The sequence below is a fragment of the Bradyrhizobium erythrophlei genome (genome assembly GCF_900142985.1).
Lineage (GTDB): Bacteria > Pseudomonadota > Alphaproteobacteria > Rhizobiales > Xanthobacteraceae > Bradyrhizobium > Bradyrhizobium erythrophlei_B.
The window spans coordinates 4,100,409-4,125,954 of sequence record NZ_LT670849.1; the positions used below are offsets into that span (position 1 = coordinate 4,100,409).

The 25,546-nt window shown below is 61.4% G+C and carries 27 protein-coding genes and 1 tRNA gene; 15 read left to right on the top strand and 13 right to left on the bottom strand.

The features are described 5' to 3' along the window. Window positions 1-85: 85 nt before the first annotated feature. The 7 genes from BUA38_RS19140 to BUA38_RS19170 form a co-directional block, all read right to left on the bottom strand. Entirely contained in the window at window positions 86-1,129 is a 1,044-nt protein-coding gene (locus BUA38_RS19140; RefSeq protein ID WP_072820182.1) for a Cj0069 family protein, read from the bottom strand. Then, window positions 1,126-1,941 (bottom strand): hypothetical protein, encoded by an 816-nt coding sequence (locus tag BUA38_RS19145; RefSeq protein WP_197685864.1) that lies wholly within the window; start codon window positions 1,939-1,941, stop codon window positions 1,126-1,128. Before BUA38_RS19145 ends, BUA38_RS19140 begins: the two co-directional genes overlap by 4 nt. Next, a complete protein-coding gene (locus tag BUA38_RS19150) occupies window positions 1,938-3,626 on the bottom strand; it encodes a c-type cytochrome (protein ID WP_072820185.1) in 1,689 nt (562 codons plus the stop codon). Before BUA38_RS19150 ends, BUA38_RS19145 begins: the two co-directional genes overlap by 4 nt. Window positions 3,627-3,785: 159 nt before the next feature. Beyond that, window positions 3,786-4,964 (bottom strand): chromate efflux transporter, encoded by a 1,179-nt coding sequence (chrA, locus tag BUA38_RS19155; RefSeq protein ID WP_072820186.1) that lies wholly within the window; start codon window positions 4,962-4,964, stop codon window positions 3,786-3,788. Between the two features lie 21 nt (window positions 4,965-4,985). Beyond that, on the bottom strand, window positions 4,986-5,924 hold the full coding sequence (locus tag BUA38_RS19160; RefSeq protein ID WP_072820187.1) for a DUF1259 domain-containing protein: 939 nt from the start codon (window positions 5,922-5,924) through the stop codon (window positions 4,986-4,988). Between the two features lie 48 nt (window positions 5,925-5,972). Further along, window positions 5,973-6,791, bottom strand: a complete 819-nt coding sequence (locus tag BUA38_RS19165) for a chromate resistance protein ChrB domain-containing protein (RefSeq protein WP_072820188.1) — start codon at window positions 6,789-6,791, stop codon at window positions 5,973-5,975. A 204-nt stretch (window positions 6,792-6,995) separates the two neighbouring features. Continuing rightward, window positions 6,996-7,520, bottom strand: a complete 525-nt coding sequence (locus BUA38_RS19170; protein WP_072820190.1) for a CAP domain-containing protein — start codon at window positions 7,518-7,520, stop codon at window positions 6,996-6,998. A 180-nt stretch (window positions 7,521-7,700) separates the two neighbouring features. On the opposite strand from BUA38_RS19170, the gene BUA38_RS19175 reads away from it, so the two are divergent. The 9 genes from BUA38_RS19175 to BUA38_RS36795 all read left to right on the top strand — a co-directional run bounded on the left by BUA38_RS19175 (window position 7,701) and on the right by BUA38_RS36795 (window position 12,308). After that, entirely contained in the window at window positions 7,701-8,147 is a 447-nt protein-coding gene (locus BUA38_RS19175) for a GNAT family N-acetyltransferase (protein ID WP_072820192.1), read from the top strand. Between the two features lie 125 nt (window positions 8,148-8,272). Beyond that, window positions 8,273-8,617, top strand: coding sequence for an ArsR/SmtB family transcription factor (locus BUA38_RS19180; protein ID WP_072820194.1), 345 nt, complete (start codon window positions 8,273-8,275; stop codon window positions 8,615-8,617). A gap of 11 nt (window positions 8,618-8,628) precedes the next feature. Further along, complete coding sequence (locus BUA38_RS19185) at window positions 8,629-9,123, top strand: ArsI/CadI family heavy metal resistance metalloenzyme (protein WP_072820196.1); 495 nt, start codon at window positions 8,629-8,631, stop codon at window positions 9,121-9,123. A 9-nt stretch (window positions 9,124-9,132) separates the two neighbouring features. Then, a complete protein-coding gene (locus BUA38_RS19190) occupies window positions 9,133-9,651 on the top strand; it encodes an arsenate reductase ArsC (RefSeq protein WP_072820198.1) in 519 nt (172 codons plus the stop codon). Next, on the top strand, window positions 9,651-10,064 hold the full coding sequence (gene arsC / locus BUA38_RS19195) for an arsenate reductase (glutaredoxin) (protein WP_072820200.1): 414 nt from the start codon (window positions 9,651-9,653) through the stop codon (window positions 10,062-10,064). The genes BUA38_RS19190 and arsC overlap by 1 nt, the downstream gene beginning before the upstream one ends. Next, entirely contained in the window at window positions 10,064-10,774 is a 711-nt protein-coding gene (locus BUA38_RS19200; RefSeq protein ID WP_072820202.1) for an aquaporin, read from the top strand. Before arsC ends, BUA38_RS19200 begins: the two co-directional genes overlap by 1 nt. 123 nt (window positions 10,775-10,897) lie before the next feature. Further along, complete coding sequence (locus BUA38_RS19205) at window positions 10,898-11,461, top strand: hypothetical protein (RefSeq protein ID WP_072820204.1); 564 nt, start codon at window positions 10,898-10,900, stop codon at window positions 11,459-11,461. Window positions 11,462-11,820: 359 nt separating this feature from the next. Continuing rightward, a complete protein-coding gene (locus BUA38_RS19210; RefSeq protein ID WP_072826243.1) occupies window positions 11,821-12,093 on the top strand; it encodes a hypothetical protein in 273 nt (90 codons plus the stop codon). A gap of 38 nt (window positions 12,094-12,131) precedes the next feature. After that, window positions 12,132-12,308, top strand: a complete 177-nt coding sequence (locus BUA38_RS36795; protein ID WP_156898578.1) for a hypothetical protein — start codon at window positions 12,132-12,134, stop codon at window positions 12,306-12,308. 55 nt (window positions 12,309-12,363) lie between these two features. Here the strand turns inward: BUA38_RS36795 and BUA38_RS19215 are convergent, their stop codons facing one another. Together BUA38_RS19215 and BUA38_RS19220 are read right to left on the bottom strand one after the other, a co-directional pair. Further along, window positions 12,364-13,221: a S1 family peptidase gene (locus BUA38_RS19215; protein ID WP_083587655.1), complete on the bottom strand. Its 858-nt coding sequence runs from the start codon at window positions 13,219-13,221 to the stop codon at window positions 12,364-12,366. Continuing rightward, on the bottom strand, window positions 13,163-13,780 hold the full coding sequence (locus BUA38_RS19220; protein WP_072820208.1) for a hypothetical protein: 618 nt from the start codon (window positions 13,778-13,780) through the stop codon (window positions 13,163-13,165). The genes BUA38_RS19215 and BUA38_RS19220 overlap by 59 nt, the downstream gene beginning before the upstream one ends. Window positions 13,781-13,961: 181 nt before the next feature. On the opposite strand from BUA38_RS19220, the gene BUA38_RS19225 reads away from it, so the two are divergent. Beyond that, a complete protein-coding gene (locus tag BUA38_RS19225) occupies window positions 13,962-14,516 on the top strand; it encodes a hypothetical protein (protein WP_072820210.1) in 555 nt (184 codons plus the stop codon). 1,500 nt (window positions 14,517-16,016) lie between these two features. Here BUA38_RS19225 and BUA38_RS19230 read toward each other — a convergent pair. The 3 genes from BUA38_RS19230 to BUA38_RS19240 all read right to left on the bottom strand — a co-directional run bounded on the left by BUA38_RS19230 (window position 16,017) and on the right by BUA38_RS19240 (window position 19,081). Further along, a tRNA-Val gene (locus tag BUA38_RS19230) sits at window positions 16,017-16,091 on the bottom strand. 976 nt (window positions 16,092-17,067) lie between these two features. Then, a complete protein-coding gene (locus BUA38_RS19235; protein WP_072820211.1) occupies window positions 17,068-18,324 on the bottom strand; it encodes a hypothetical protein in 1,257 nt (418 codons plus the stop codon). Window positions 18,325-18,475: 151 nt separating this feature from the next. After that, window positions 18,476-19,081, bottom strand: coding sequence for a DUF1134 domain-containing protein (locus BUA38_RS19240; protein WP_072820213.1), 606 nt, complete (start codon window positions 19,079-19,081; stop codon window positions 18,476-18,478). A gap of 172 nt (window positions 19,082-19,253) precedes the next feature. On the opposite strand from BUA38_RS19240, the gene BUA38_RS19245 reads away from it, so the two are divergent. Then, the gene (locus tag BUA38_RS19245; RefSeq protein ID WP_072826244.1) at window positions 19,254-19,724 is read left to right on the top strand and encodes a YHS domain-containing (seleno)protein; all 471 of its coding nucleotides are present in this window, start codon (window positions 19,254-19,256) and stop codon (window positions 19,722-19,724) included. Between the two features lie 152 nt (window positions 19,725-19,876). Here the strand turns inward: BUA38_RS19245 and BUA38_RS19250 are convergent, their stop codons facing one another. Beyond that, the gene (locus BUA38_RS19250; RefSeq protein ID WP_072820215.1) at window positions 19,877-20,671 is read right to left on the bottom strand and encodes a 3'(2'),5'-bisphosphate nucleotidase CysQ family protein; all 795 of its coding nucleotides are present in this window, start codon (window positions 20,669-20,671) and stop codon (window positions 19,877-19,879) included. Window positions 20,672-20,935: 264 nt separating this feature from the next. Between BUA38_RS19250 and chpT the strand changes: the two genes are divergently transcribed. The 4 genes from chpT to BUA38_RS19270 all read left to right on the top strand — a co-directional run bounded on the left by chpT (window position 20,936) and on the right by BUA38_RS19270 (window position 25,506). Then, window positions 20,936-21,577, top strand: coding sequence for a histidine phosphotransferase ChpT (gene chpT, locus BUA38_RS19255; protein ID WP_072820217.1), 642 nt, complete (start codon window positions 20,936-20,938; stop codon window positions 21,575-21,577). Between the two features lie 262 nt (window positions 21,578-21,839). Next, window positions 21,840-24,605 carry a hybrid sensor histidine kinase/response regulator gene (locus BUA38_RS19260; protein ID WP_072820219.1) on the top strand — a complete coding sequence of 922 codons (2,766 nt, stop codon included), beginning with the start codon at window positions 21,840-21,842 and terminating at the stop codon, window positions 24,603-24,605. Between the two features lie 10 nt (window positions 24,606-24,615). Further along, window positions 24,616-25,086, top strand: a complete 471-nt coding sequence (locus BUA38_RS19265; RefSeq protein WP_072820221.1) for a chemotaxis protein CheW — start codon at window positions 24,616-24,618, stop codon at window positions 25,084-25,086. Window positions 25,087-25,140: 54 nt separating this feature from the next. Then, complete coding sequence (locus BUA38_RS19270) at window positions 25,141-25,506, top strand: response regulator (RefSeq protein WP_072820222.1); 366 nt, start codon at window positions 25,141-25,143, stop codon at window positions 25,504-25,506. The last annotated feature ends 40 nt before the right edge of the window (window positions 25,507-25,546 follow it).

Consider the following 25,546-nt stretch of genomic DNA (forward strand, 5'->3'; position numbering starts at 1 on the left):
TTACCGCCTTATAATTCTTCGGGTTCCTGTTGGTTCCATGTCGAGGTGGAACGCGTCCCCCCGGCTGGTTAACGGCCGTGCGATTCTAGTGAGCGCTCAAGCGTTCGAGCGTGAGGCGGGCGATCGCAGCCGGCGCCTGGTCCGGAATCGCGAAAACACAGCTGACATTGATTTCGCAAAGCACGTAAGAGTCCTCGCCGGCGGCGTCCTTTGGTCCATACAGAAAGTCCGCGTCCCAGATGATGGGGAGCGAATGTCTCTCGATGCCGAGGACTTTCATCATCTGCGGCGTCCACTCGCTCTCCATTTTCGTCCGCAGGGCCTGAAACTGCGGTGCATCGGGCCCATGCATGATGCGCGGCCCGGGTTGCGCGGCCGGTGCGTCCGGTCCTTCGGGCGGAGGCGGGATCAGCGCCTTTATCTTCTGGTGTCCGAAGCCGGCAACCTTGTCCGCGCCCATGTAACAGCGAATCATCCCGTCGGGCAGCCGCGGCTGAAATGGTTGGTCGATGATGCATCCGCCCCAATCGAAATAGGGATCGCAGCGTGCGATAAATCTTTCGAGCGGCAAGGTCTCCGGCACGCTGCCGCTGCGCGCTTCGAGCACCGTGACGGAAGGCGTGGCGCCGGACGGCTGTGTGATCAGCTCGACCTTCCAGACGCCCTGACCGGCATTGCCGCGATTCTGCTTGATGACGCGCGGTCCACCTGCGTGAAGCTGAAACGGGAAGCCGTCGCGAAATTCGCCGGCGCTGCGGTAGAGACAGGTGTCGGTGCCCCAGCCGAGATGTTTCGTGCGGTGCAGGACTTCCTTGACGCCCATCTTGAGGATCACGTCAGGATGCGCGCTGACGAAGCGTCCCGTTGCAGCCACCTCGCGCAGCAGGGCGTCAAGCTTCTCCCGCGTCCGCTCGTCCTGAAGCGGATTGACCCAAACCAATACGCCGTCGGTTTTCATGAGCTGCGCGCGGACCTCGTCCTGCAACTCCTCGCAGTAGACCGCGGGTTCTGCTTCGATGCCGAGCACCCGAAGCTCGGAGAATATCCTGATGTAGCGATTATTTTCCGGCGTCGCCTCGGCGCGCGTGGCGCCATCTCCACGCCAGACTATCGCAACTTTATGGCTCACCGCGAAAGGCCCCAGTTGCTGAAGGTCACGCCGGGCTTCGTCGGCGCCTTGTCGCCTTCCTCCTTGAACGCAAAGGTAAGGCCGGCGCGGATTTCATTGACGGCGTGACCGTTCACGGTCGCGTAGCGATAGGCGGCGTCGAGCGCGAGATCCTTATCGACCTGCCAGATCGCGCCGACCAGCACCGAACGGCTTTCGGTCTCGGTCCAGACCTTGTCGTAGAACGTCTCGAGCACCGGGCGGACTTTCCAGTCGCGCGGTCCCTCGAGGATGACGCCGACGAACGCTTCGGCCTGATGGTCGCGGGTGAGATTGGTTTCGACGTTGAAATGCGCCGTACCCCAGTCCCAGCGCTGCGACACGATGCCCGCCCAGCTGAAGCCGACGCCGGAGTCGGCATTGATGCCGGGCAACAGCGGGCCGAATTCGGTGGCGACGCTGATGCCGGATCCGGATTTGTCCTGCAGCGAGCCGGGGATGATGACGTATTTGAGGAATGCGCCGGTGGCGGCGACGCTGGGCTGGCCGCCGCCGGTGATCGGCGACAGCATCGCGGTTTGCAGCACCATTTCCCAGCGATCGGCGAATCCGTAGTTATAAACGACGAACGGCGCCACCGCGGTCGATTGCGATCCCGTCTTTTGGTAACCGAACGGCTGCAGTTCGATCTCGGTTTCGTTGACGTCGGCGACCGCCGCATCGGTGCCGTCAAAAGGCCGATAGGCGAGAGCCGGCGGCGCGCAAAGCCCGAGCACGAACGCGGTCAGCGCAACTGCCGCCAGCGTGCGTCGGGTGTGAGCGCGTCGTCTCATCGCGACATCCGCCAGGGCGAGCGATCCGGCCAGGATTCCAGCGCGGCCTTTGCCCATTCGATCGATTTGTCGGTGTGGCAGAGGTTGCAGGCGTTCGGGATCTTCAGCGTCTCGGTGTCGCCCGGCGTCACGAAGCGGAAGGTGTGACTCCGCACGTTCTGGTCGGCGATGGTCTGCTCGATCTTGGGCATGTGGCAGGCGATGCATTCGCTGCCGGCGCTATCCGCCTTGTGGTGGGTATGCGCCTCGACGCTGGGTGCGTGCGGACCGGCCTGCGCATTCGGGCCATGGCAATCGAGGCACAGCGCATTGCCTTGCTTGCGCACCATGGCGACATTGTCGCCGCCATGCGGATCATGGCAGGAAAAGCAGGTGACGCCGCGGGCGTACATCAGGCTTTGCACGAAGTCGTTGCCTTGCATGCGGTTCTTGTGGGAGGTGCCGTCGGCAAAATGGGTGAACGTGGTTTCGCCGAGCTTGTGCTCCTCAAGATTCCAGTAGTCTTTCAGATTCTTGGTGACGTCGTAACCCACCGGCCAGTCATAATATTTGCCTTCGATCGGCTTGGTTTTGGGCTGGCCCTGCGAGTGGCACTGGATGCAGGTGTCGCTGGCATGGACGTAATCGAAGCGGCCGGGATTGGCGACGGTCTCGCGAACCGGCTTCCTGACATGCGCCTCGCCCGGGCCGTGACAACGCTCGCAGCCGACATTCCATTCCGTCACCGTCTTGGTCTTGATGTCGTAGTTCACCGAGTGGCAGCCGTCGCAGAGCGGCCCGGTCGGACGCTGGAAATTATCGGGCGGGTAAAGCGCCGCCCACCAGTCGCCGGTATTGGGTACGAAATACTTGCTCCAGGTCTGATGATAGACGTCCCATTGCACTGGAAGCGGGAAATAGTCGTCGCCGATTTTCTTGAAGTAGCGCTGCTTCCAGCGGCTGCCATAGACGAGGGCGACATCGTCTTTGGTGAAGTTGAAGACCGGATTTGGCTTCGTGATGTCGGGGATGATCGCGTCGGGATGTTCGCGCGGATCGCGCACCACGTTGGCCATGCGCGTCTTGATCCAGCGCGCGTAGACCTCTTCGTGACATCCCTTGCACGCTAGCGATCCGACATAGCGTCCGTGATCCGGCGGCGGGCTCGCATCCGCAGCCGCTGCGGCGGGAACGAGCGACGCCACTTCCGGCAGATGGCGGATGTAACTCACGAGCTGCCAGATCTGCCGGTCGGGCAAATTCCAGGCGGGCATGCCGGTGTTACGAATGCCGTTGCGGATGTGATAGAAAAGCTCGCCGTCGGGCGTCGCCTGGATTGCAAACGAACGCAGCGCGGGCGGGCGCGGATATTGTCCGGCGCCGATGGTCGTCTTGCCGCCGCCGTCATAGGCGTGGCAGGTCTCGCACTTCTCCCGATATAGATCCCGGCCCGCCGCGATGTCGGCGAGATCCTTCAGCGGATTGATGGCGTTCTTGGCTTGGGCGGGGACGCTCTGGTGCAAAAGCCACGTGGCAATGACGACCTCTGCGGTCGGCGGCTCCTGATGGGCGATCGACAGGCCGGGAACAAGAGCCGCGTAGAGCGCGCCGCCGACGGCGCCAACCGCCACAATAATGCCGGCGACCCAGATGAGGGTTTTTCTTCGCTGCGTGTTTTTGGGGGATTCGAGGTTATCTGAAGACATGCTGCGTCCTTGGCGAACGGGACGCGATACTTTGGCTTGGCGCCTCGCGGGGAGATCGCTTTCCCCGTTCGACGAATTAAGTCGGTCGTCCCCGATCTGTCAACCGGCGGAGGCTCCGCGCGACTCACGAACAGTTCATCGCTCAAATTGAGGGCAGTTCTAGTGGACCATGACCCAGTCCGGTCGAAGAATCGGATACGCAATGAGACCGATGACGGCGGTTGCGCCGATCAGCAAGGGATTGCTGACCTTCCAGCGGAACAGGATGGCTAGGCACGCGATTCCGATCAGCGCCGTCAGCCAGTCGCCGATCGCGATCTTTCCAAGCAGGAAACAGGCGCCCAGGATGGTTCCGATCGCGGCCGCATACGCTCCCTTGACGAAACCCTGAACATTGGCGTTTCCGCGATGGCGTGCAAGCAGCGGCGCCACGATCAGCACCAGAAGGAACGACGGCAGGAAGATGCCAATCGTCGACACCACCGATCCCCAGAATCCGGCGACAAGATAGCCGACGAAAGTGGCCGTGATTACCACGGGACCGGGGCTGATCATGCCGACAGCAACCGCGATGAGGAATTGTCGCTCGTCCAGCCAACCGTACTGCTGCACCAGTCCCTGTTCGAGGAACGGAACGATCACGAGCCCGCTGCCGAAGGTCATCGAGCCGGCCTTGAGAAAGAACAGCAGGAGCTTGCCGAGGACCGAGCCTGTCGCGACCGGCGCAATAGGGGCCGCGACAGCCGGCACCACAATGATCGCCGGCAGGGTCGCCGATGTCCGCTTGAACAGGCTGCCATAATAGAGGATGCCGACGAGCCCGGCGCCAATGAACAGCAGCGCGACTTCTGCTTGCAGGATCACGGTGACGGCAAGACAGACGGCCGCAATCCCCCACTGCAACCAGTCTTCCATGCCGAGTTTTGTCAGCCGATAACAGGAATGCAGAATGAGGGCGATCACCGCCGGGCTGACGCCGTAGAAGATAGCCGTTACCGGCTGAAGATCTCCCAGATAGACGTAGAGCGCGCCGAGCGCGGCCACGATCACAAAATTCGGAAGGATGAATGCCCATCCGCCGGCCCAGGCGCCCCAGAAGCCGCAGCGGAGCCAGGCGATATAGATGCCGACCTGAATCGCCAGCGGCCCGGGCAACGATTGGCAGATCGCGATCGCCTCGCGCATCTGCTCTTTCGTCAGCCACTTCTTGTCATCGACCAGTTCCCGCTCCATCTGGCCGACCAGTGCGACCGGACCGCCGAAGCCGAGAAAGCCGAGCCGCAGGAAATAGCGCACCAGTTCGGCCATCCGGCCTTGCTTGATTGCCGTTTCTGTCATGGTCGATACCTCGGTTCGATATCAGCTCTTCGTACTCGCGGTCTTGTCCAGCGCCGCGCGCAGGCCCTTCGCCAGCTTCACGGCATCATCGTTGGCCCAGAAATGCATGAAGTACAGGCGCGGCTGTTCGTCGAGCATGTGACTGTGCAGCGCCGTCACCTCGATGCCGTTCTCTCGCAGCGCTCTGATGACGGGATTGACTTCGCTCCCAATCAGGACGAAGTCGCCCGTAATGGCAGCCTTGCCGCTGCCCGTCCGCTGGAAGTTGATGGCGGTCGCCACACCCATTGGACCGACCGGCGCGAGCTGTATTCCTTCTTCGGTGACCGGATCGCGGCGCGGCACGCCGAACTGGTAGACGCCGCCATTGGCCTGTCCCTTGACGCCGATGATCTGGTCGAGCTGTGCCGTGTCGAGATCGACGGCTGGAGGAGGCGACGTCGACGCCGGGATGATAAGCGGCGTCTTGCTTTCGGCGAGTGCGTTACGGATGGCTGAGGCCAGCTTGACCGGATCGCCATGGCCGCCGACATGCATGTAGAAGGTCGCAGGATTCGCGCGCAGCAGATGATTGTGCACGGCGGTGATCTCAAGGCCGCCTTCCATCAGTTTAAGCATCACCGGATTGACCTCGGACTCCAGCAACACCAGGTCGCCCATCGCCATCACGCCGCCATGCGCGGGCTTGAACGCGACCCAGCCGCCGAGCGCAAAGCTCGTTTTGATCGCCACACCATCCAGCGTCACCGAAAGATCGGAGCGCCCGAAGCCGTAACGATGCACGTCGCCGGAGACGGCCGCTTTCCGGCCAAGCGTCTCGTCGACTTTCGTCCAGTCGATCTCCTGGGCATGCGCGGGCGAAATGAAAACGTCCGCGATGACGTTCCATCCGGCCTTTGCGCCGAGGGTGGCGGAAAACGCCGCGAGAACGAGTGTCGTTGTCAGGAACTTGTTGCGCATGATCGCGTCCTCTCTGCTGATTCATCGCCCCACGTCGTGCTCTCCCCCTTACGGCTTCGCCTTGTTCGTCGGCCAGTTGTGGGTTTCCTTCGCTGCGTCCCGGCACCAGCGATAGAACGCGTCGTAGAGCAGCATGCCGGCGTCGAGCTGTTCCAGATCGTCGTCATACATCCGCGACAGGCCGAGCGAGGCCGCGAGCAATCCCGGCGCCTCCGGCGAAAGATCGAGCCGTGCCGTGTCGGCCGCGCGCACCATGGCGGCCAGCCGCTCCAATGGCGGCATCGACAGGCCGAACTCCTGGACCATGACGTCGAACGTGCACAGCTCGCCGCGATGGCTCCAGAATACGTGTTCGACGTCGAACGGCACGGCTTCAAAGCGCGCGGCGACGCCATCGACTTCGGCAGGCGCAACGAACAGGAAAACGGCGCGAGGGTCGACGAAACGGCGGATCAGCCAGGGACAGGCAATGCGGTCGATCTTCGGCCGCGACCGCGTGACCCAGACCGTGCGTCCCTGCGCATCGCGCTTTGGAAGCTTGTCGGCCGCAACCGTCGGAAGCCCAGCCTTTCTCCAGGCGGCGTGGCCGCCTTCCAGCGTCTCGGCGGCGATGCCATCGTGGCGGAGCCGCGCCGCAGTGCCTTCGGCGAGCGCTCCACCGTTGCGGCAGATCACGATCACAGGCTGCCCGGCAAAGCTGGCCGACCATTCCCCGACATGACGATGTGACTGGCGCGATGCGCCCGGAATGAGGCGCGGGTCCGCCGCCAAGTCTTCGTCGGGGCGAACGTCGATCAGCGCCGGCGCCTTCGCCGTGCCAACGAGGCGGAACAGTTTTTCGGATGAAATCGAGGTGTAGGATGACATGCTGCGTCCTTGGTGAACCGGACGCGATTCTTGGGCATGTCGCCTGGAGGGGAGATCGCTATCCCCTGCTGGATTTAGTATCAAGACGAGCGAGCTTGTCAATCATCCAGTTGCTGTTCCTAGATTCGAACCAGGAGATAGGATGGATCAGATTGTTAGTCGGAGCGCGGGGCGCGCGGCAATGAACGCGGCGCGTTGTCACGATCACAGGCAGGTATCGTTGATCATGATCCGGCAAGGTTTCTCCTTGCCGCCCTTGCCGCGTTTTTCGCGCTTGGGTTCCGGCGCTGCGATCACCATCGCCCAATAGGTGCGGCCGCTCTTGGCGCTTCTGGCGCTGGCGATGCCGACGCGCGAGGCGCCGTGCATCAACAGGTTATAGCGGTGCCCGCTCGATTCGATCCATTGATCGAGCGTCTTCGGGAATGTGTCGTGGCCGTAGGCGATGTTCTCGGCGGATCTGACCGGACCAAGCTGGGTGACGCGCGCGCTGAACGGCCGCAGCGCGTCGTGCTCGAGCACGTCTCTCGCCGCCATCGCCTTTGCCTGCTCTTCGGCGATCCGTGAGAGCGCCGCATCGGTCTTCACCTTGCCTTCGCCGTGCGCGAGCCGGTAACCGGAAATCATCTCGGCCGGCGTCGCGGCCTCGGCAGCCACCGAGCAAACGAGCGCGAACAGGATTGCAGCCGAAGCGACGAGCCATCGAGGCGATGTGGTCGGATCTTGCATGATGAGGTCTGGTCCCTTGCCTGAAACAGAGGTTTTTCTAGCAGGAAAAGGCCAAAAAATGGCGATCCGGCCGTTCGTTGGCCCGGTCTCGATCAGGAATCTTCCCCGATCGGCGTAACTCCCGGCGCTGTTCCGACGTAGATCACCCCACGGGCCTTGTGCCTGAACAGAGGTGGACGCGTGAGCGAGGATCTGAGTTTCCGAAGGGCGCAAGAGGACGATTTTGCCGCCGTGCGCGGCCTTGCCGAACAGTTGGCAGCCCACATCGAAGAGCCGCCGCCACCACTGACGCTCGAGCGTTATCTCACCTTCTATGTTCGCGATCATGCGCCAATGCATCTCGTTCTCGCGGAGCGCGGCGGTCGCGTGGTCGGCATGATCGCGTGGGTACTGACTCACGAACTCTATAGCGCCCGCGCTTGCGTGTATGTCAGCGACATTGCGGTCCATGCCGAGGCGCGCGGGCAGGGCGTCGGCAAGGCGCTGATGGCGCAGGCGAAGGCTGGGGTCGCACGCAAGGAGCGCGCAAGCTTGCCTGGGATGTGTGGGACCGCAACGTCACCGCCCGGCAATTCTATCAACGCCTCGGCGCCGCCATCGATTCCGAGGCGATCGGCCACGTCCTGACGCTTGGCGACTAGTGTCCGTGAGAAGCCGGCGACGGCGCCCCAATCCGCGGGTGCGGATGCGGCCGTAGTCCTCCGTGTCGAGGCGGATTGACATCCGGTCCATATTTCAATAATCGTTGAAGTATGGAAAAGACAGCCGCCGTCGCCGCGCTTGCCGCGCTCGCCCAGGACAATCGTCTCGACGTCTTCCGCCTGCTGGTCCAGGCCGGGCCGGACGGCATGACGGCGGGTTCGATCGCCGAGGCGCTGGATCTGGCCCCCAACACATTGACGTTCCACTTCGACCGGCTGCGCATGGCGGGGCTGGCGACCGTCAGGCGGGACGGACGCTCGATGATCTATGCCGCGCAGTTCGAGACCATGGACGCGCTGCTCGGCTTCCTGACCGAGAATTGCTGCGGCGGGGCGCCGTGCGCGCCGGCCGTCGTCTGCAAGCCTGCGCGCAAGCGCACCAAAGTGCCAGCCTGAAAGGACATGCCATGAAGCGCCTGCACGTTCATGTCTCCGTCGAGGACATCAAGCAATCGGTCGGCTTCTACTCGGCACTGTTCGCCTCAGAGCCCTCGGTCGTGAAATCCGATTATGCGAAATGGATGCTCGAAGACCCGCGGGTGAATTTCGCGATCTCGACGCGGGGCCGCGAGCCAGGTCTCGATCATCTCGGCATTCAGGTGGAGAGCGCCGGCGAATTGCAGGAAGTATATGCGCGCCTGCGCCAGGCCGGTGGCGACGTGATCGAGCAGGGCGAGACGGCCTGCTGCTACGCCAAGTCCGAAAAATCCTGGATCGATGATCCCGCCGGAATCGCGTGGGAGACCTTTCACACCATGGGAGAGAGCATCGTCTATGGCGACGGCAGCGGCGAGAACCAGGCGCGCGTTGCCCATGAAAGGGAACACGAAAAGCAAAATGAGAAGCAATCGGCCTGTTGCGCGCCGCAAGCGGCGCCGAAACCGTCTTCGGCCTGCTGCTGAGGCGCGGACATGAGCTACAACGTCTTGTTTCTCTGCACGGGCAACAGCGCGCGATCAATCCTTGCGGAATCGCTGCTGCGCAAGGATGGCGCAGGACGCTTCCAGGCCTTCTCGGCCGGAAGTCAGCCCAAGGGCGAAGTAAATCCCTTTGCGCTCCGCGTGCTCAAAGAGTCAGGTTATCCGATTGATGGACTTCGCTCGAAAAGCTGGCTGGAGTTCTCGGCGGCCGGCGCGCCGGTGATGGATTTCGTGTTTACCGTCTGCGATAGCGCGGCCGGCGAAACCTGTCCGGTATGGCCCGGCCAGCCGATGGCGGCGCATTGGGGGATCGAGGACCCGGCTGCGGTCGAGGGGAGCGATATGCAGAAAATAGCCGCCTTCGTTCAGGCGCAACGCTACCTGAAAACGCATATCGATCTGCTCATGAATTTGCTGATGAAGAGTATTGATGCGCCAACGCTGCGCTCGCGCCTGACCGAGATAGGCCAGGTCGAGGGTGCAAGCCGTCGCCGCCCGGGCGCCGCCTGATGGACGTTGTCATCTACCACAATCCGGACTGCGGCACCTCGCGCAACACGCTTGCCATGATCCGCAACGCCGGCATCGAGCCGCATGTCGTCGAGTATCTGAAGACGCCGCCCTCGCGCGCGCTGCTTAGGGAGCTTGTCGGACGCATGGGCATTTCGGTGCGCGACCTGCTGCGCGAGAAGGGCACGCCCTATGCCGAGCTCGGGCTAGGCGACCGCTCCCTGAACGATGACGCGCTTCTCGATGCGATGATGGCGCATCCGATCCTGATCAACCGGCCGATCGTCGTGACGCCGAATGGCGTGAGGCTTTGCCGTCCCTCCGAACAGGTCCTCGACCTCCTGCCGGCGCAGGAAGGCGAGTTCGTCAAGGAAGACGGCGAGCGCGTCTTGTTGAGGCGCGGCGGCCGATGATGGATGCTTCGCCAACTGTCGCGCCGGGCGTTGCGTCCAACGTTGCACCGAGCCTTGCACCGAGCCTTGCGCAGCGCGCGACGGCGGAGTGTCTGGGCACCGCGTTCCTGCTCGCAACCGTCGTCGGCTCCGGGATCATGGCCGCCAAATTGGCAGGGGGTAACGGCGCGGTCGCGCTTCTGTGCAACACGCTGCCGACCGGCGCCATTCTCGCCGTGCTCATTCTCGCGTTTGGCCCCGTTTCCGGCGCGCATTTCAATCCGGTCGTCTCGGTCGCGCTGGTGCTGCGCCGCGAATTGCCGGCGAATGTCGCGGCCGTCTATATCGTTGCGCAAATCCTCGGCGGCATCCTCGGCGTGCTCGCGGCGCACGCCATGTTCGAACTGCCGCTGTGGCAGCTATCGATGACGGTGCGATCAGGCCCTGGTCAGTGGTTTGCGGAGTCGGTCGCGACGTTCGGATTGTTGCTGACGATCTTCGGAGTTTCGGCCCGCTCGCCAGGCGCAATTCCCTACGCGGTCGGGCTCTATATCACGGCGGCCTATTGGTTCACCGCGTCGACATCGTTTGCCAACCCCGCGGTGACCATCGCCCGCGCGTTGTCGGACACCTATGCCGGCATTGCGCCCGCAGGCGTCGCCGCGTTCATCGCGGCGCAGCTCGCGGGTGCTGCGATCGCCGTTCCGCTGGCGCGGTGGCTGTGGCGATAGATAGGGCTGCGGCATCCAGCAGGTTGTGATGTCTCGATCTGGTGCGTTCCGTTGCAGTTCCTGACGCAACCCGGATAAACTCCGGCGAGGCCATTTCTTAGGCTCCCTCCAAGAGTAGTGAGAATGCTGACGCGCTGGTCGTTTTTGTTGCTGTCCGCCTTCGTTGGGTTACTCGGTTCAGGCGTCTCTGCCTCGGCGGAGGAATGGAAGTCGCAAAGCTATCCGGATGACGGCTTTCAGGTCGAGTTCTCCGGACCCGTGGCGGTGACAGAGACGGCGATGTCCGAGCAAACCAAAAGCAGGATTGTTCGCGCGACGAACTATTTGCAGGAGGGCGGCGCCTCCGCCTACTTCGTGGCGGCCATGCTGATGAACGAGTCCGTCAATTTCGATGGCGGATCTGCGGACGCTTTTCTGGTCAGCCAATGTCAGGCCAAGAAAGAGACGCCGGTCACGCTTACCGGGGCTGAGAAGGGCCTTGAAATCGTGGGGTCGAACTGCCTCGGCAATGGCAGTCACTTCGAGCAACGGTTTTTTCAGCGAGGCAAATGGTTCTATCAGGTCACGGCCATTTACACCGCCGACGGCGGCGCGGAAGCCGCGCGTCATTTCCTGAACTCGTTCAAGCTGCTTTGGCAGGCCGAGTTGATGTCAAAACCGGTGCGCGCGGCGAGTTTGAACCGGTAGAGCGCTCCGCTTTCGCCGTGCAGGACCTTCCGCGCAGGGCGAAATCCACAGGCTCAGTCATCTCGGGAACCCGGTTTCATCTGGATTCAGAAGGGGTTCCATCTTGAAATAAAATTTGAGGGGATATTTCTAAAAAGAGTCTTGATTTGCCTTCTATCTCCGTCGGGCGACATCGAATGCGTAAGGGAAAGTGACCGATCAGGGTGGCCTTCCGGCAGTCGGTTCCTGCAACGAAGTGAGATTTGGGGTGTGCGTCAATGACGAAGCACTTTTGTTCAAGCGTTCTCACGGCTCTAATCGCCGCGCTGTTTTCAATGGCGATCGCGCCGGCAATTGCAAAGCAACAATGCAGCGCATCGATGCCTTCAGGTTCGCACGGCTATTGGTCCTGGCGCATGATCGACGGACGCAAATGCTGGTACGAAGGCAAACCGATGCTTTCGAAATCATCGCTGGAGTGGCCGGCGCAGCCAGCTGCCAAGCCGGATGCTGAAGAAGTCGCAAGCGCTGTGACGGAGAAGCCGGGCAATCCACTGGATGCCCAGGCAAGGGTGATCGATCCAGATTCCAGGGCAAGGGTGATCGATCGGGATACTTTCGACGCGCTGTGGCGAGCCAGGGTCGGACGCTAGGACGCTAATCAGAACAGCGAGCGCGTTGGGGGTCAGTCATGGATCGCGTCCATCAGAGCAAGCGGATTGGCAAGGAAGCCAGCGACGAAAAGCGGATATTCTGTACCGCGTGTGCGGCGGAGCCCAGCCTGTTCATTTCGCTTCTCGACACGCGAAGCGGCAAACAACATCGCCTCTTCAAATGCGAATGCGGAAAGATCGTCTGGGACGATTAGGGCCGGCTTAGCCCGCACGCATCAGTCCGTCTTCGCCAACGACCATTAAGTGTGGTCAAATATCCCGCTTGTCTCCGTCAATAATGTCGTCAATGTAACTGACGTGCCATACCATTCCTATTTGTGCGTCACCCGGCACGTCGTCCTTGCGACCAGAATATACGCCGATGACGCGGTCTATTGGGCCATCGGTCGTCGCCGCGAAGGCGTTACTCTCCATGATGTGGCTATTCCAACTTCGTAGAATTACAGGTGAGCCAGACATTCCGGGGCGAGAAGCGGTGTCTACGAGGTAGTAGCCCGTTGCTGCTTTCACTAGGTCGGGCTCTGACGCGATGCTACCACGTTTCCAAACGGGAAAGGCCGGTGGGCCTGAGCCGAACGGATACCCAAGAATGAAAACGTCCACGCCTATCATAATTGCAATTCGGCCGGGCGCGAGTTCATTCACCGGGAGCAGCGTAACCTTGCCCTTCAGAGCGTCGGCATCAAGCGGAATTGCGACTATGTCTATGGCGCGTATGTGCTGGGCTGCATAGACGAGCCATAGTGGTTCGTCATTATCGTCCCGTATAGGGATATCAACAATCTCCCGCTCCAATGCTCCAACTCGGATAACGAAGCTGCATCGAAATCTATTCGGCCGCGCCCCTGTTTTTAACAGCAGTTGCTTAGTGAAAATATGCGTGGCTGTAGCGACGTGCCAATTCGTAATCAAGTAGAAGCGGTCCCGGCGTTTCCAAACGAAGCCCGTCGCTTCGGGAAGTCTTAAATCGTTGAAGAATGGGGTGATCGGAACTGTAGAAAGCGATAGTCGATCTAATGCCATCGTTTTTCGTCCGTTCAGTGGCTCATCAAGCCAACGCAGTTTTCCAAATATCGAATGCTCGCTCGCTGTATTCTTCGGCTTCATCCCATCGCAAGGGTATTGCGTTTCCCTTCGCAAAAAGCTCCAAACACTCGCCCATAGTTGTGACTGCTTGTGATAGAGATTTAAGCTCGGCGTAGGTCACTCGCTTTTCTATCTTGTGAGGGGTCAGGTGCGCGACCCCGCGATTTCTAAAATGGACGAGCCTTCCGTGCAGGTCCGTCCAATCAATCGAGCGGTAGGTTTGCAGGAATAGTTCTACAGCTTCACCGGCTAGCTTCATGGTGTTGGACGTCGAGAATGCGCTATCGTCTAGCTCTTTCAGAAGTGATGCAGCGACGGTTTCAGACTTCAGCTTGTGATAAATCGCCTGAAAGCTTACTTGCTTCAAATTGCTATCCAGCAAGAGAGACAACCGCGTTACAGCAGTGAACGCGCAATCGCTTCTATACCCGGCCGCGATTTCACGACGGTCGGTATTTATGTCCGCTTCAAGAAGCGCTCGATTCACGCCTTCCCAAAGCGCAAACGAAATCGCAGTGGCTGCCGCGACCTTCATCAATCGCGGGGCGTTGGTCAGAATATACTCTACGTCGTTATCCACAGCGAGTTCCCGTGCTGTCGTCTGTTAGCGGTCCAATTCTAGTTGCTTTGCCTGTGCCGGAGAAGACAGTCTGTAATCACCGGAATGGGCGCAGCGCGAGGGGCGGCGAGTGCAGCCCAAAACAGATTTGCTTTGAAACCCCTCAAATAATAGCTAAAGCCGAAACGAATGGTGACGACACATGGCTAGGTTTCCTGACGAGTCCGAAGTCAATGCAGCTACCGCCGCGTTCGAGCCGTATTACAAAGCGGTCGGCAAAGTCGTTCATGCTTGGAACGGGCTTCAGGAGCAACTCGCGATTGTCTTCTGCCGTGTGACCAATATTGACCAAACCATGGGGTTATCTGTCTGGCATTCTGCCAATAGTGATCGTGCTCAGCGGCAGATGCTGAAAGCTGCGCTTAGCGCCGTCGATGATGATTGGCACCTGAAGTATCCGAAAGGAGAGGAAGATATCAGGTGGCTGCTGAGTAGCGCGGACGCGCTTGCGGAGGTCCGCAATAACGTCATCCATGCGCCTTGCAGCGTTGCGCTAGACGACAAGTCTGACTTTGAAATTATTCCGTTTTCGTTTCACGGCAACAGGCGAGCGAAGGCTCTACGCGGCAAAGTCATTCTTGACGAATTTTGCCGCTGCGAGGCCAATGCAAATCGTCTCAAAGGATATGCCCGATGGATTGATTGTGTGTTGAGCCTTGAAGGTTACGCTTGGCCCGACAGGCCGGTGCTATCGTAGCCGGCGTCGTTGGGGTTCAAGCCAAACTTCCTTATTGAATAGCCGGGATCAGCCGGTCATAGGCATCTCGTACCTTTGTCACTAATTAATCTTCGTGCACGTGCCTCCCTGCATCGTAGGCGTATCGGCGTTATCGTCTCTTCCATCTACGTACCCGGCGAGATACGCAGCCAAGAAACGATTTGTTCGAAGATTGAAGCGGTATTCACTCGAAAGCGAGTTGCAACGAAATGTGTTCCAATCCCCAAAGCTTACGGGTCTGCTCTCACCATAGCTATCGTGGGATAAGCACGGATTTTGAAAATTCTCTCCAGATTGCGTGATGGTTACCGCGAAGTCATTCACCAATCCGTCTTTCTGGAAAACGTCCTTGATCGTCCTGGTCTGCAAGAACTTTAGCTTCAAGGAGCACCAAGGTCCGCGTGATAAGGCGTTGGGATTGTCTGACGTGAAGGCGATGTTTTTAGAGATGAAGGGCGTCATCGGCTGAAATGAAAAAACCCGTCGTCAATCTATTGGAGCGCAACTGCCCGGAATGTATGGGTGGCGGCTATACGGTTGCGCCACACCCAACGCGGCCCGGAGTCAAGATTTATAAGGAATGCAAGGAGTGCCGTGGCAAGGGACGTGTTGCCGCCAACTGATGCGAGCTTTTGGAAGATCGAATGAATGTCGCGTGTCGAAAAGAGTTGCATGACGCGCAACAATCCAAATTATTTGGATTCGCTGTCAGCTAACGATTTCTGTCGGAAATATCCGACTCAGTTTGCTCTTTGCAAACTTCTTGCTCGGGGAATTTCAGTCTCACTTAACTTTCCATGCTTCTTGGGCGGCGTTTTCAGCATCCGCTTAAGAATGTCATCTCTGGTAAGTGGTTGAGATTCCTTGGCCACGATCTCGCTACAAAATGTATGACAAGATTCTTGCGCGTTGGCTGTTGCGCATCAGACTCAGTTTCGCGTTCAATGGCGGCAACGTCGTGGGACTGATTCGTCCGACCTGCGGCGGAGAGTGCGGGAAGCTGTGCAACCAGCCCCCGCTTTCTCTGGCGATCCCCGCTCTACCCGGAGCGGGACCACGGTGACGGCATCCAACCCGTCTACCGTAGTATCGAGTACCCAACGGCCCTGCGGTTCACCCCGTGGGGCCGTTGCCCTTTCAGCCTACCGATTCTGAGTTCGCAATTTGCGAATCACATATTCGGCTCAACCGAAACTTCGGTAACCGTACCGGTCACATCCAGCTACGGTCAAAGACAAAGTGTCCCAGACAATCACAAACTGTGAACTTCTACTCACGGAATCCCCTGATACCGTTGGATTCGGCGGCATGTAAGGTGTTTAACTCCACACGGCGAGCGCAGAACATCGCGCAAACCTACTGCACGGATTTTGCACGTAACTGCACGCCATTTCATGCTTCGTTCTGCGTGCATACGCCAATCGGCGAACTACCCAACCGGTCGCCAACTCAAAAAGTATCTGATTTCATTGAAGCTTCTGGTGGGCGCACAAGGGATCGAACCTTGGACCTCTCCCGTGTGAAGGGAACGCTCTCCCGCTGAGCTATGCGCCCGGCTGCCCGCAGGGGTGCCAGAAGGGTGCGATTTACGAAGCAGGGGGCAGGGGTGTCAAGCGAAGACTCTATGTCTCATGGGAGTTTTCGTTCCCCGGATGCTGCGCAATACGCGGCGAAGCGGCGTAGTGCGCTGCTGATCCGGGGCCCATCATCCGCGTGTTCATCATGGGTCCCGGCTCTGCGGCGCAGCGCTCCACGCTGCTGCCGCGTCCGGGACACGGCCGGGCTCAAGCAATTGCTCATCACTTGACATGATTTCCGCTGCCACGCCTGATTTGCCCGTCGTGCCAATCGGCCGCAGGGTCGCGCCTTGAGCCGTCGTGCAAATCAGACGCAGAATTCCGGCCATCCCGCGCCCACCAAGGAGGGCGTTTCGCGATCGTCACGAACGTTGGGCGCGGGGAGCGGTGGACGCTTTGGCTTGCGAACGACGAACGCAGGTGCGAAGCGGACGGCGAAGTCGTGTGGTCCTGATGCCTCGACGCTGGCATCAACCCGGTGACGATGCTCCGCATCGCACCGGGGACGGAGACAACAAGCCCGATCTCCGGGGAGAGCACGAAGGAAACCGTTAAAACCATTCGCGCAGGGAATGCCGTGTTTCTCGGCTCACCTGTGGTGACGACGTGTGTTTTTCTACACACAAAACTGCGGGTGCGATCTGAGCGCCCGGCATTCCCTGCGCCCTCCGATTGTCGAGGGACGATGTTCTGATAGAGACTCGGGTGCGAAAGTGCCGCGGGAGTGCGAAGGCGTGTCTGCTCCATCCTTCGAGACGCATCGCCCAAAGGCGATGCTCCTCAGGATGAGGCTGCGCAAGTGGCTGATAATCTCGCTGAGCTAAACCCTCATGGTGAGGAGGCGTGCGTGCCCGAGCAGGCCGAACGAAAGCAAGGCCGTTAGCGAACGGCACGAAACAACAACGCGCCGTCGCTGGACGATGCTTCGTATCGCCAGGAGAACCATGAGGCCCTCACGCCCCCTGACGGGCGCGGGAGGCGTGGGCTTGCAGCGCGCGGATGCGCTCGGCGAGCGTGCCGCCGCCTTCACTTGCGCTGCCGCTGGCTGAACCATTCGCTGGCTTGGCGGGTTCTGTAGCCAGCAGCGCCTCGATCGGCGAGTTCGGTCCTTCGAGCTGCATCGCCAGCTTGGCGACTTCGGCGGCGATGTCGTTGATGCGTTCGCGTAACAGCGCATTCTCCATGCGCTCGGTGGCCCAGGACGATTCCGCCTGCTGCTGGATCGCGTTGATGTCGCGTTGCAGTTTTGAACGCTCGTCGCGTGCGACGCGAAGCTGGTCCTCGACGGCGGCCTTCTCGGACTTCAGCTTCTCGATGACAGGCGCCGAGCCGCCGCTGGCGAGCGCAAGCTCGTCGCGCAAGGCCTGAATGGTGCGTTCGCTCGTGTCCTTGGCCTGGCGCAACTGATTGGCTTCGTAATCGCGCTCGGCGAGCAGTTTGCCTTGCGTGGCAAGCCGTCCTTCGAGATCGTTGACGCGGTTAGAGAGCAGTTCGGCTTCCTTGACTTGCAGGATCAACTGGCGATCCAGATCCGTGACGCGCTGGCTCAGGTTCTCGACGCGGCCGCGCGCCTCGCCGAGATCGCGGCTGGCGGTCTCCGAGGCGGTGCGCTCCTGTTCGAGCCGCGCCTGCGTGGTGGTGAATTCCTTCTCGGCATCGCCGACGCGGTTCTTCAGCGCATCGATCTGCGTATGCACGGCGACCAGTTCGACCTGCCGGCTCTCGGCCATCACGGAGCGGTCGTTCAGCTCGGTCTTGAGGCCGGCGAGTTCGTTCTGCTTGTCGCTCAGCGCCTTCTCGGCGTTGCGCAGCGATGCAGTCTTGGTCGCAAATTCTTCTTCGGTGGCGCGAAGCTGCTCCTTCACCGCCTTCTCGCGCGCTTCCAGCGAAAAGATCGTTGCGTTCTTCTCGCCAAGCTCGAGCTTCATGCGATTGATCGCGTCGGTCTTCTTGCCGAGTTCGGCGAGCTGGCTCGTGGTCTTGTGCTTGAGCTGGTCGACGCTCATCTCCAGCCGCCGCGCCGACATCGCAAATTCCGCGCGCAGCTGGTCCTTGTCGGCCTGGATCTCCGCCATCGATAGAGGTGTCGCCGCTTCCATGCGCCGGGTGGTCAGCCGCACTGCACGGTTATGCACCAGCGGCACGATCGTCAGACCGAGCAGCATCGCGACCAGGAAACCGATCGCCAGATACATGGCCGGCTCGACCATAAAACCTCCACACCAACACGAACGCTAATGACTCGTTAACTAACAATGCCACGGCGCGTGGGGGCAAGGCCAGTCCCAAGCATCGTTAACGTGAATCGGGTCGAACCCGCGTGTTCCGGTTTGGAAACTGCCCGTTACCTGGGCAGGAAAATCAGAAGGGATTCCAGGTCGCGTGCGGCGTGTACTTCAGATAGCCGATATTGGCGCCGAGCCTTAAGCCCAGGCCCGAGCGGATCGGCACCAGCACGATGTTGTTGGCGGTCAGCGCCGTCATGCCGAAGCCGCCGATGATATAGGCGGAACCGTCGATACCGGCGAAGCGCTGGTAGATCGCGCTGGTGGCCGGCAGGTTGTAGACGAGCGTCATGGTGCGCGCGCCGTCGCCGCCCCAGTCGAATCCGACCGACGGCCCCTGCCAATACACCCGCAGATCGCCGGCGTTCTTGGTGTAGAGCGTGCCCTCGCCATAACGCAGGCCTGCGACGAACGCGCCCGAGCCTTCTTCGCCGAGCACGTAGCCGTTCGGCAGACCCCACTGGCTGACCGCGCGCTCGATCACGGAAGCAAGCCCGCGCGAGACGTTGCCGAAGAACTTGTGGCCGGCGCCGACCAGTTCGTCCGGCCCGTAGGTGTTCGGTGACGGCTGGCGCTGCGGTGGCGGCAGGTCCGGCGGCGGCGCCTGTTGCGCCGAAACCGGCACAGCCCAGCACGTCAGCGCGATGAACGACATCGCAGCAAGGCGGGTGGCGAAATTCATCGAAGTTCCCCTAGATAGTCGGATCCGGCGACGGCTTTAACTCAATGCTGACTAGCATGAATTTAGGCTGAACCGGCTTGTCCCCCCGACTCGGAAGTTATCAGGTTCAACTATGACGCTAGAACGGCAGGAAGCCAACGGCATCGCGACGAAACCGCATTTTCGGCCCCGAATGGCCTTGATTTCGCTCGTCCTGCTGGCGGGCTTGGGCGCAAGTGTGGCGGCAGGATCGATGGCGCGGGCGGCCACGACCGAACGCGTGGTCACCAATCGCTATAGCGGGCTCGCCATCGAGGGCTACGACCCCGTCGCCTATTTCATCGACGGTAACCCCGAAGTCGGGCTGCCGGCTTACGAGGCGGCGCAGGGCGGGGCGGTCTGGCGCTTTCGCAACGAGGGCAACCGCGATTCCTTCATCGCCCATCCCGAAATCTATGGCCCCCAGTTCGGCGGCTATGACCCGGTGGATCTGGCGCGCGGCGTGACGGTGGCCGGAAACCCGCGGTTCTGGCTGATCGCCAGCGATCGGCTTTATCTGTTCGGGCGCGAAGACACCCGCGATGCCTTTGCCGCCAACCCGGCGCCCTTTCTGAAAGAGGCGCTCCAGCGCTGGCCGGCGCTGGAGAACCAGCTCGCGCAGTAGCTGGTCGCACAGGCATCCTCTCCCCTCATCCTGAGGAGCCGCGTGAGCGGCCTCTCGAAGGATGAGGCCGGCATCGTGGCCACATGGTTCGAGACGCGCTAGCTCCGCTACCGCTCCTCACCATGAGGGTCCTGGGCTGGCGATCCCCGGTTCTAGCTCGCTTCCGGATCGCCCCAGGCGATGAACGCGGGCACGATAAAGTCGCCGCCCTTGCCAAAACGCAGCGCGCGCCCGGCGGCGTCCGTGACCTTGCCGCCGGCCCCCGTGACGATGGCGTGGCCGGCCGCGATATCCCACTCACTGGTTGGCGCGAGCCGCGGATAGACGTCGACCTCGCCCTCGGCCACCTTGGCCAGCTTCACGGCCGAGCCGAGCTTTAGCCGCACCGCGCCCGGCCTCGCATCGATGAAGGCTTCAGAAGCGGCGTCAGCATGTGAGCGGCTCGTCGCCGCCACCCAGGCCTGCCCCGCTGGCGGAAAGCGGCGGGTGCGGATCGCCTGCGCCGGTCCGCTCTCCTGAGCCCGATTATTTCCCTGGCCGATCGCGAGCCGCTCGGCGCCGCGACCGATTCCCTCAGTAGCCAGTCCGCGCCAGATCAGCCCGAGCGCAGGCGCGCCGATGATGCCGAGCAGCGGCGTTCCCTTGACCACCAGCGCGATATTGACGGTGAACTCGTCGCGGCCGGCGACGAACTCCTTGGTGCCGTCGAGCGGATCGATCAGGAAGAAGGCGTCGGGGCAGCCGCCGAGCGGCCTGGCGCGCTCTTCGGAAAGGGCGGGAATATCGGGCGCGAGTTGCTTCAGCCCGTCAGCGATGATGCGGTCGGCCGCCAGGTCGGCGTCCGTGACCGGCGAGCCGTCGGCCTTGCCGTCGACCTGCATCCTCTTGCGATCGATCTTGAGGATCGCCGATCCGGCCCGGGCGACCAGCGCGGTCAGCGGCGCCATCAGGCGGGCGGCGGCGTCGTCGCCGATGGGGGACGAAGAAACGTGCCTTGGGGGCGGCGAGCCTTTCAATTGCCTCATCTCCTGCGTAGCGACACCAGCTATAAGCCGCTTGTGTGGGGAAGCGTAGCCGCTCCGCGCTTCCCTGTGTTGGCAGCTCATGGCCCGCCAGTGTATCAAACCGTCAACTCAGTCTGCCGTGATTCGGTCGCACGGCGCTGACATCGATTTCAGCTCCGATTTTCAGGAACGCCCAAGGAACACTTAATGTCTGGTGCCCCCGGTCCCGCTCCCGATGCCCTTGAACTGGCGGCGTTGCTGTGTTCGCGGGTCTGCCACGATCTCATCAGCCCGGTGGGCGCCATCGTCAACGGCCTCGAGGTGCTGGACGACAATCCCAAGCCCGAAGATCGCGAATTTGCGCTCGACCTGATCCGCAAGAGCGCGAAGACGGCGTCGGCCCGGCTGCAGTTCTGCCGCCTGGCGTTCGGCGCGGCCGGCTCGGCCGGGGCCCAGATCGATCTCGGCGACGCGCAGAACATGGCGCGCGGCCATATCGAGGACGGCAAGACCTCGATCGCCTGGAACCTGCCGCGGCTGCTGTTGCCGAAGAACCGCGTCAAGCTGCTCCTGAACATGATGGTGATCGCGCAGCAGACCATTCCGCGCGGCGGCACGCTCACGGTCGATCCGATCGGCGAGGGCGAGAGGATGAGTTTCCGCGTCACGGCAAGCGGGCTCAATGCGCGGCTGCCGCAGAATATTGCCGATATCCTGGGTTCGGGGCAGATCGCGGCGAGCGACGCCCATTCGGTGCAGCCGTATTATACGCGCCTGCTCGCCGAGTCCTGCGGGCTGGGCGTCAAGCTGGTGGCCGAGGGCGAATCGGTGGTGGTCACGGCGGCCTGAAACGTCGCGCGGCTGAAATGACGGCGTTTCGGTTGGCATGAGCGGTGGCGCGCGGCGTTCGAACGTGTCGCTGCGCCGGCGAAGGGGTTAACGAAGCGTAACCAAACGCATCATCGCGACCCCGGTATTCTACGGGGAGAGCTTATCTCTTTGTTGAGGCCGTTCTTTTCCACTTACTCAACCAAACTTAAACGCTTTGCATAGAAGCTGGCCACACTCGGAAAGCGCGCCGAATGCGCGTGTGGGGTGAAGGCCAGATTTCATGGACGATCTTTTGAGAGAGTTTTTGACGGAGACCAGCGAAAGCCTGGACACCGTCGACAATCAGCTGGTGCGGTTCGAGCAAGAGCCGAACAATGCCAAGATTTTGGACAACATCTTCCGTCTGGTACACACCATCAAGGGAACCTGCGGTTTCCTTGGTTTGCCACGGCTCGAAGCGCTCGCCCACGCCGGCGAAACGCTGATGGGCAAATTCCGTGACGGCATGCCGGTCACGGCCGAAGCGGTGACGCTGATCCTGGGCAGCATCGACCGCATCAAGGAAATTCTCGGCGGGCTGGAAGCGACCGAGGCCGAGCCCGAAGGCAACGATCAGGACCTGATCGTGCAGCTTCACCAGATGGTCGAACGCGGCATGGCCGCGATGGAAGCGGCCCCTGTGGAGGCGGCAGCGCCGCCGCTGGTGCCGGCTGCGCCGGCGAACACCGAAGGCCAATTGACCTATCAGGTGCTGGAACGCGAGTTACGGCCGGGGGAAGTATCGCTCGACGAGCTTGAGCGTGCCTTCCGCGAAACCGCGATCGAAGTTGCGGCGCCCGCGCCGGCGCCGGTGGCAAAGGCGGCGCCGAAGGCCGAAGCCAGCGCTGCGCCCGCTCCCAAAGCGGAAGCCAAGCCGGCGGCTGTGGCCGAAAAGGCCCCCAAGTCCCCCGCCAAAAAGGCAAAGGTCGCGGTGGAAGTGGACGCAAGCGAAGGCGACCGCGTCGCCAACCAGTCGATCCGCGTCAATGTCGATACGCTTGAGCACCTGATGACGATGGTGTCCGAGCTGGTGCTGACGCGTAACCAGCTTTTGGAAATTTCCCGCCGCAACGAGGATACCGAATTCAAGGTGCCGTTGCAGCGGCTGTCGAACGTCACCGCCGAGTTGCAGGAAGGCGTCATGAAGACGCGCATGCAGCCGATCGGCAATGCGTGGCAGAAGCTGCCGCGTATCGTGCGCGACCTCTCGAGCGAATTGCAGAAGCAGATCGAACTCGAGATGCACGGCGCCGACACCGAGCTCGACCGCCAGGTGCTCGATCTGATCAAGGATCCGCTGACGCACATGGTGCGCAACTCGGCCGATCACGGGCTCGAGACGCCTGCCGAGCGCGCCGCCGCCGGCAAGCCGGAGACCGGTACGATCCGTCTCTCCGCCTATCACGAAGGTGGCCACATCATCATCTGCATCGCCGACAATGGCCGCGGTCTCAACACCGAGCGCATCAAGGCAAAGGCGCTTCAGAACAACCTCGTCACCGAGGCTGAACTGGAGAAGATGACGGAAGCGCAGATCCACAAGTTCATCTTCGCGCCGGGCTTCTCGACCGCGGCGGCCGTCACCAGCGTCTCCGGCCGCGGCGTCGGCATGGACGTGGTGCGCACCAACATCGATCAGATCGGTGGCACCATCGACATCAAGTCGGTCTCCGGCGAAGGCTCCTCCGTCACCATCAAGATTCCACTGACGCTTGCGATCGTCTCGGCGCTGATCGTGGAAGCCGGCGGCGATCGCTTCGCCATCCCGCAGCTTTCGGTGGTCGAACTGGTGCGAGCGCGCGCCAACTCCGAACACCGCATCGAGCGCATCAAGGACACGGCCGTATTGCGCCTGCGCAACAAGCTGTTGCCGCTGATGCATCTGAAGAAGCTGCTCAAGATCGATGACGGCTCTTCCTCCGACCCGGAAAACGGCTTTATCGTCGTGACCCAGGTCGGCAGCCAGACCTTCGGCATCGTGGTCGACGGCGTGTTCCACACCGAGGAAATCGTGGTCAAGCCGATGTCGACCAAGCTGCGTCACATCGACATGTTCTCCGGCAATACCATTCTGGGCGACGGCGCGGTGATCATGATCATCGACCCCAACGGCATTGCGAAGGCGCTTGGCGCCGCCGGTAACGCCGCCCATGAGATCGCCGATGAGAACGCCGCCCATCGCGCCGCCACCGCCGAACAGCTCACCTCGCTGCTGGTGTTCCGCGCCGGCTCCGATCAGCCGAAGGCGGTGCCGCTCGGCCTCGTCACGCGACTCGAAGAAATCGCCGCCGACAAGATCGAGCTCTCCAACGGCCGCTCGATGGTGCAGTATCGCGATCAACTGATGCCGCTCGTGCAGATGAGCGGCGTCAACGTCCGCTCTTCCGGTTCGCAGCCGATCCTGGTGTTTGCCGACGACGGCCGCTCGATGGGGCTCGTCGTCGACGAGATCATCGATATCGTCGAGGAACGCCTCAACATCGAGGTAGCCGGATCGAGCGAGGGCATTCTCGGCTCTGCCGTGATCAAGGGACAGGCAACCGAAGTGATCGACGTCGGTCATTTCCTGCCGATGGCGTTTGCCGACTGGTTCTCGCGCAAGGAAATGCGCCCCTCTCAGTCCGCGCAATCGGTGCTCCTGGTCGACGACTCCGCGTTCTTCCGCAACATGCTGGCGCCGGTGCTGAAGGCCGCGGGCTACAAGGTTCGCACGGCTCCGAGCGCCCAGGAAGGCCTCGCGGCATTGCGCTCCGGCCAGTCCTTCGATGCGGTGCTGACCGACATCGAAATGCCCGACATGAACGGCTTCGAATTCGCCGAGACGATCCGCGCCGACTCGCATCTTGCGGCAATGCCGATCATCGCTCTGTCCTCGCTGGTTTCGCCGGCGGCGATCGAGCGCGGGCGTCAGGCCGGATTCCACGATTACGTTGCGAAGTTCGATCGTCCCGGACTGATCGCGGCCCTCAAGGAACAGACCGCCGAGATGAACCGGGAAGCGGCATAGGGATCACAGCATGACCAGCAAAACCGAAACCGTCGAAGGCGCCGTCGCCGAGTATGTCACTGCCATGATCGGAGGCCAGTTGTTCGGTCTGCCGATCTCGCGGGTGCAGGACGTGTTCATGCCGGAGCGCGTGACCCGCGTTCCGCTGGCCTCGCGCGAGGTCGCCGGCGTACTCAATCTGCGCGGCCGCATCGTCACCGTGGTCAACATGCGTGCCCGTCTCGGGATGCCGAAGAACGAGGACGGCAAGCCGCCGATGGCGGTCGGCGTAGACCTGCGCGGCGAATCCTATGGCCTCTTGATCGACCAGATCGGTGAAGTGCTGAAGCTTCCCGACGACGGCCGCGAAGAAAACCCGGTCAACCTCGATCCCCGCATGGCCAAGCTTGCCGGCGGCGTGCACCGGCTCGACGGCCAATTGATGGTTGTCCTGGATGTCGATCGGGTACTCGAACTTTCACCTGAAATGATGGCCGCTTGAAACTGACGAACGCGTAGCTGAAGTAGCAAATTGATTTAAAGCAAGGGCAACACCATGAAAACATGTCTGGTCGTGGATGACTCGAGCGTCATCCGAAAGGTTGCGAGGCGCATTCTGGAAGGTCTGGATTTCCAGATCGTGGAAGCCGAAGACGGCGAGAAGGCGCTCGAGGTGTGCAAGCGCGGATTGCCGGAAGCCATCCTCTTGGACTGGAACATGCCGGTGATGGACGGTTACGAATTCCTCGGCAATCTCCGTCGTATGCCGGGCGGCGACCAGCCCAAGGTGGTGTTCTGCACGACGGAAAACGATGTGGCTCACATTGCGCGCGCGCTTCACGCCGGCGCCAACGAGTACATCATGAAGCCGTTCGACAAGGACATCGTGACGGCCAAGTTCCAGGAAGTCGGCCTGATCTGATTTCAAATCCGTATCCGGCGGCTCGCCAGCCCCGGCTATA

Coding starts and splice junctions, on each gene's coding strand:
- BUA38_RS36795 (WP_156898578.1), top strand. CDS start 12,132: ATGGATCGCGTCCATCAGAGCAAGCGGATTGGCAAGGAAGCCAGCGAC.
- BUA38_RS19185 (WP_072820196.1), top strand. CDS start 8,629: ATGAAGCGCCTGCACGTTCATGTCTCCGTCGAGGACATCAAGCAATCG.
- BUA38_RS19235 (WP_072820211.1), bottom strand. CDS start 18,324: ATGGTCGAGCCGGCCATGTATCTGGCGATCGGTTTCCTGGTCGCGATG.
- BUA38_RS19190 (WP_072820198.1), top strand. CDS start 9,133: ATGAGCTACAACGTCTTGTTTCTCTGCACGGGCAACAGCGCGCGATCA.
- BUA38_RS19205 (WP_072820204.1), top strand. CDS start 10,898: ATGCTGACGCGCTGGTCGTTTTTGTTGCTGTCCGCCTTCGTTGGGTTA.
- BUA38_RS19210 (WP_072826243.1), top strand. CDS start 11,821: ATGCCTTCAGGTTCGCACGGCTATTGGTCCTGGCGCATGATCGACGGA.
- BUA38_RS19270 (WP_072820222.1), top strand. CDS start 25,141: ATGAAAACATGTCTGGTCGTGGATGACTCGAGCGTCATCCGAAAGGTT.
- BUA38_RS19200 (WP_072820202.1), top strand. CDS start 10,064: ATGGATGCTTCGCCAACTGTCGCGCCGGGCGTTGCGTCCAACGTTGCA.
- BUA38_RS19245 (WP_072826244.1), top strand. CDS start 19,254: ATGGCCTTGATTTCGCTCGTCCTGCTGGCGGGCTTGGGCGCAAGTGTG.
- BUA38_RS19225 (WP_072820210.1), top strand. CDS start 13,962: ATGGCTAGGTTTCCTGACGAGTCCGAAGTCAATGCAGCTACCGCCGCG.
- BUA38_RS19215 (WP_083587655.1), bottom strand. CDS start 13,221: ATGAAGCCGAAGAATACAGCGAGCGAGCATTCGATATTTGGAAAACTG.
- chpT (WP_072820217.1), top strand. CDS start 20,936: ATGTCTGGTGCCCCCGGTCCCGCTCCCGATGCCCTTGAACTGGCGGCG.
- BUA38_RS19160 (WP_072820187.1), bottom strand. CDS start 5,924: ATGCGCAACAAGTTCCTGACAACGACACTCGTTCTCGCGGCGTTTTCC.
- BUA38_RS19250 (WP_072820215.1), bottom strand. CDS start 20,671: ATGGCGCCGCTGACCGCGCTGGTCGCCCGGGCCGGATCGGCGATCCTC.
- BUA38_RS19170 (WP_072820190.1), bottom strand. CDS start 7,520: ATGCAAGATCCGACCACATCGCCTCGATGGCTCGTCGCTTCGGCTGCA.
- BUA38_RS19165 (WP_072820188.1), bottom strand. CDS start 6,791: ATGTCATCCTACACCTCGATTTCATCCGAAAAACTGTTCCGCCTCGTT.
- arsC (WP_072820200.1), top strand. CDS start 9,651: ATGGACGTTGTCATCTACCACAATCCGGACTGCGGCACCTCGCGCAAC.
- BUA38_RS19240 (WP_072820213.1), bottom strand. CDS start 19,081: ATGAATTTCGCCACCCGCCTTGCTGCGATGTCGTTCATCGCGCTGACG.
- chrA (WP_072820186.1), bottom strand. CDS start 4,964: ATGACAGAAACGGCAATCAAGCAAGGCCGGATGGCCGAACTGGTGCGC.
- BUA38_RS19260 (WP_072820219.1), top strand. CDS start 21,840: ATGGACGATCTTTTGAGAGAGTTTTTGACGGAGACCAGCGAAAGCCTG.
- BUA38_RS19180 (WP_072820194.1), top strand. CDS start 8,273: ATGGAAAAGACAGCCGCCGTCGCCGCGCTTGCCGCGCTCGCCCAGGAC.
- BUA38_RS19265 (WP_072820221.1), top strand. CDS start 24,616: ATGACCAGCAAAACCGAAACCGTCGAAGGCGCCGTCGCCGAGTATGTC.
- BUA38_RS19150 (WP_072820185.1), bottom strand. CDS start 3,626: ATGTCTTCAGATAACCTCGAATCCCCCAAAAACACGCAGCGAAGAAAA.
- BUA38_RS19145 (WP_197685864.1), bottom strand. CDS start 1,941: ATGAGACGACGCGCTCACACCCGACGCACGCTGGCGGCAGTTGCGCTG.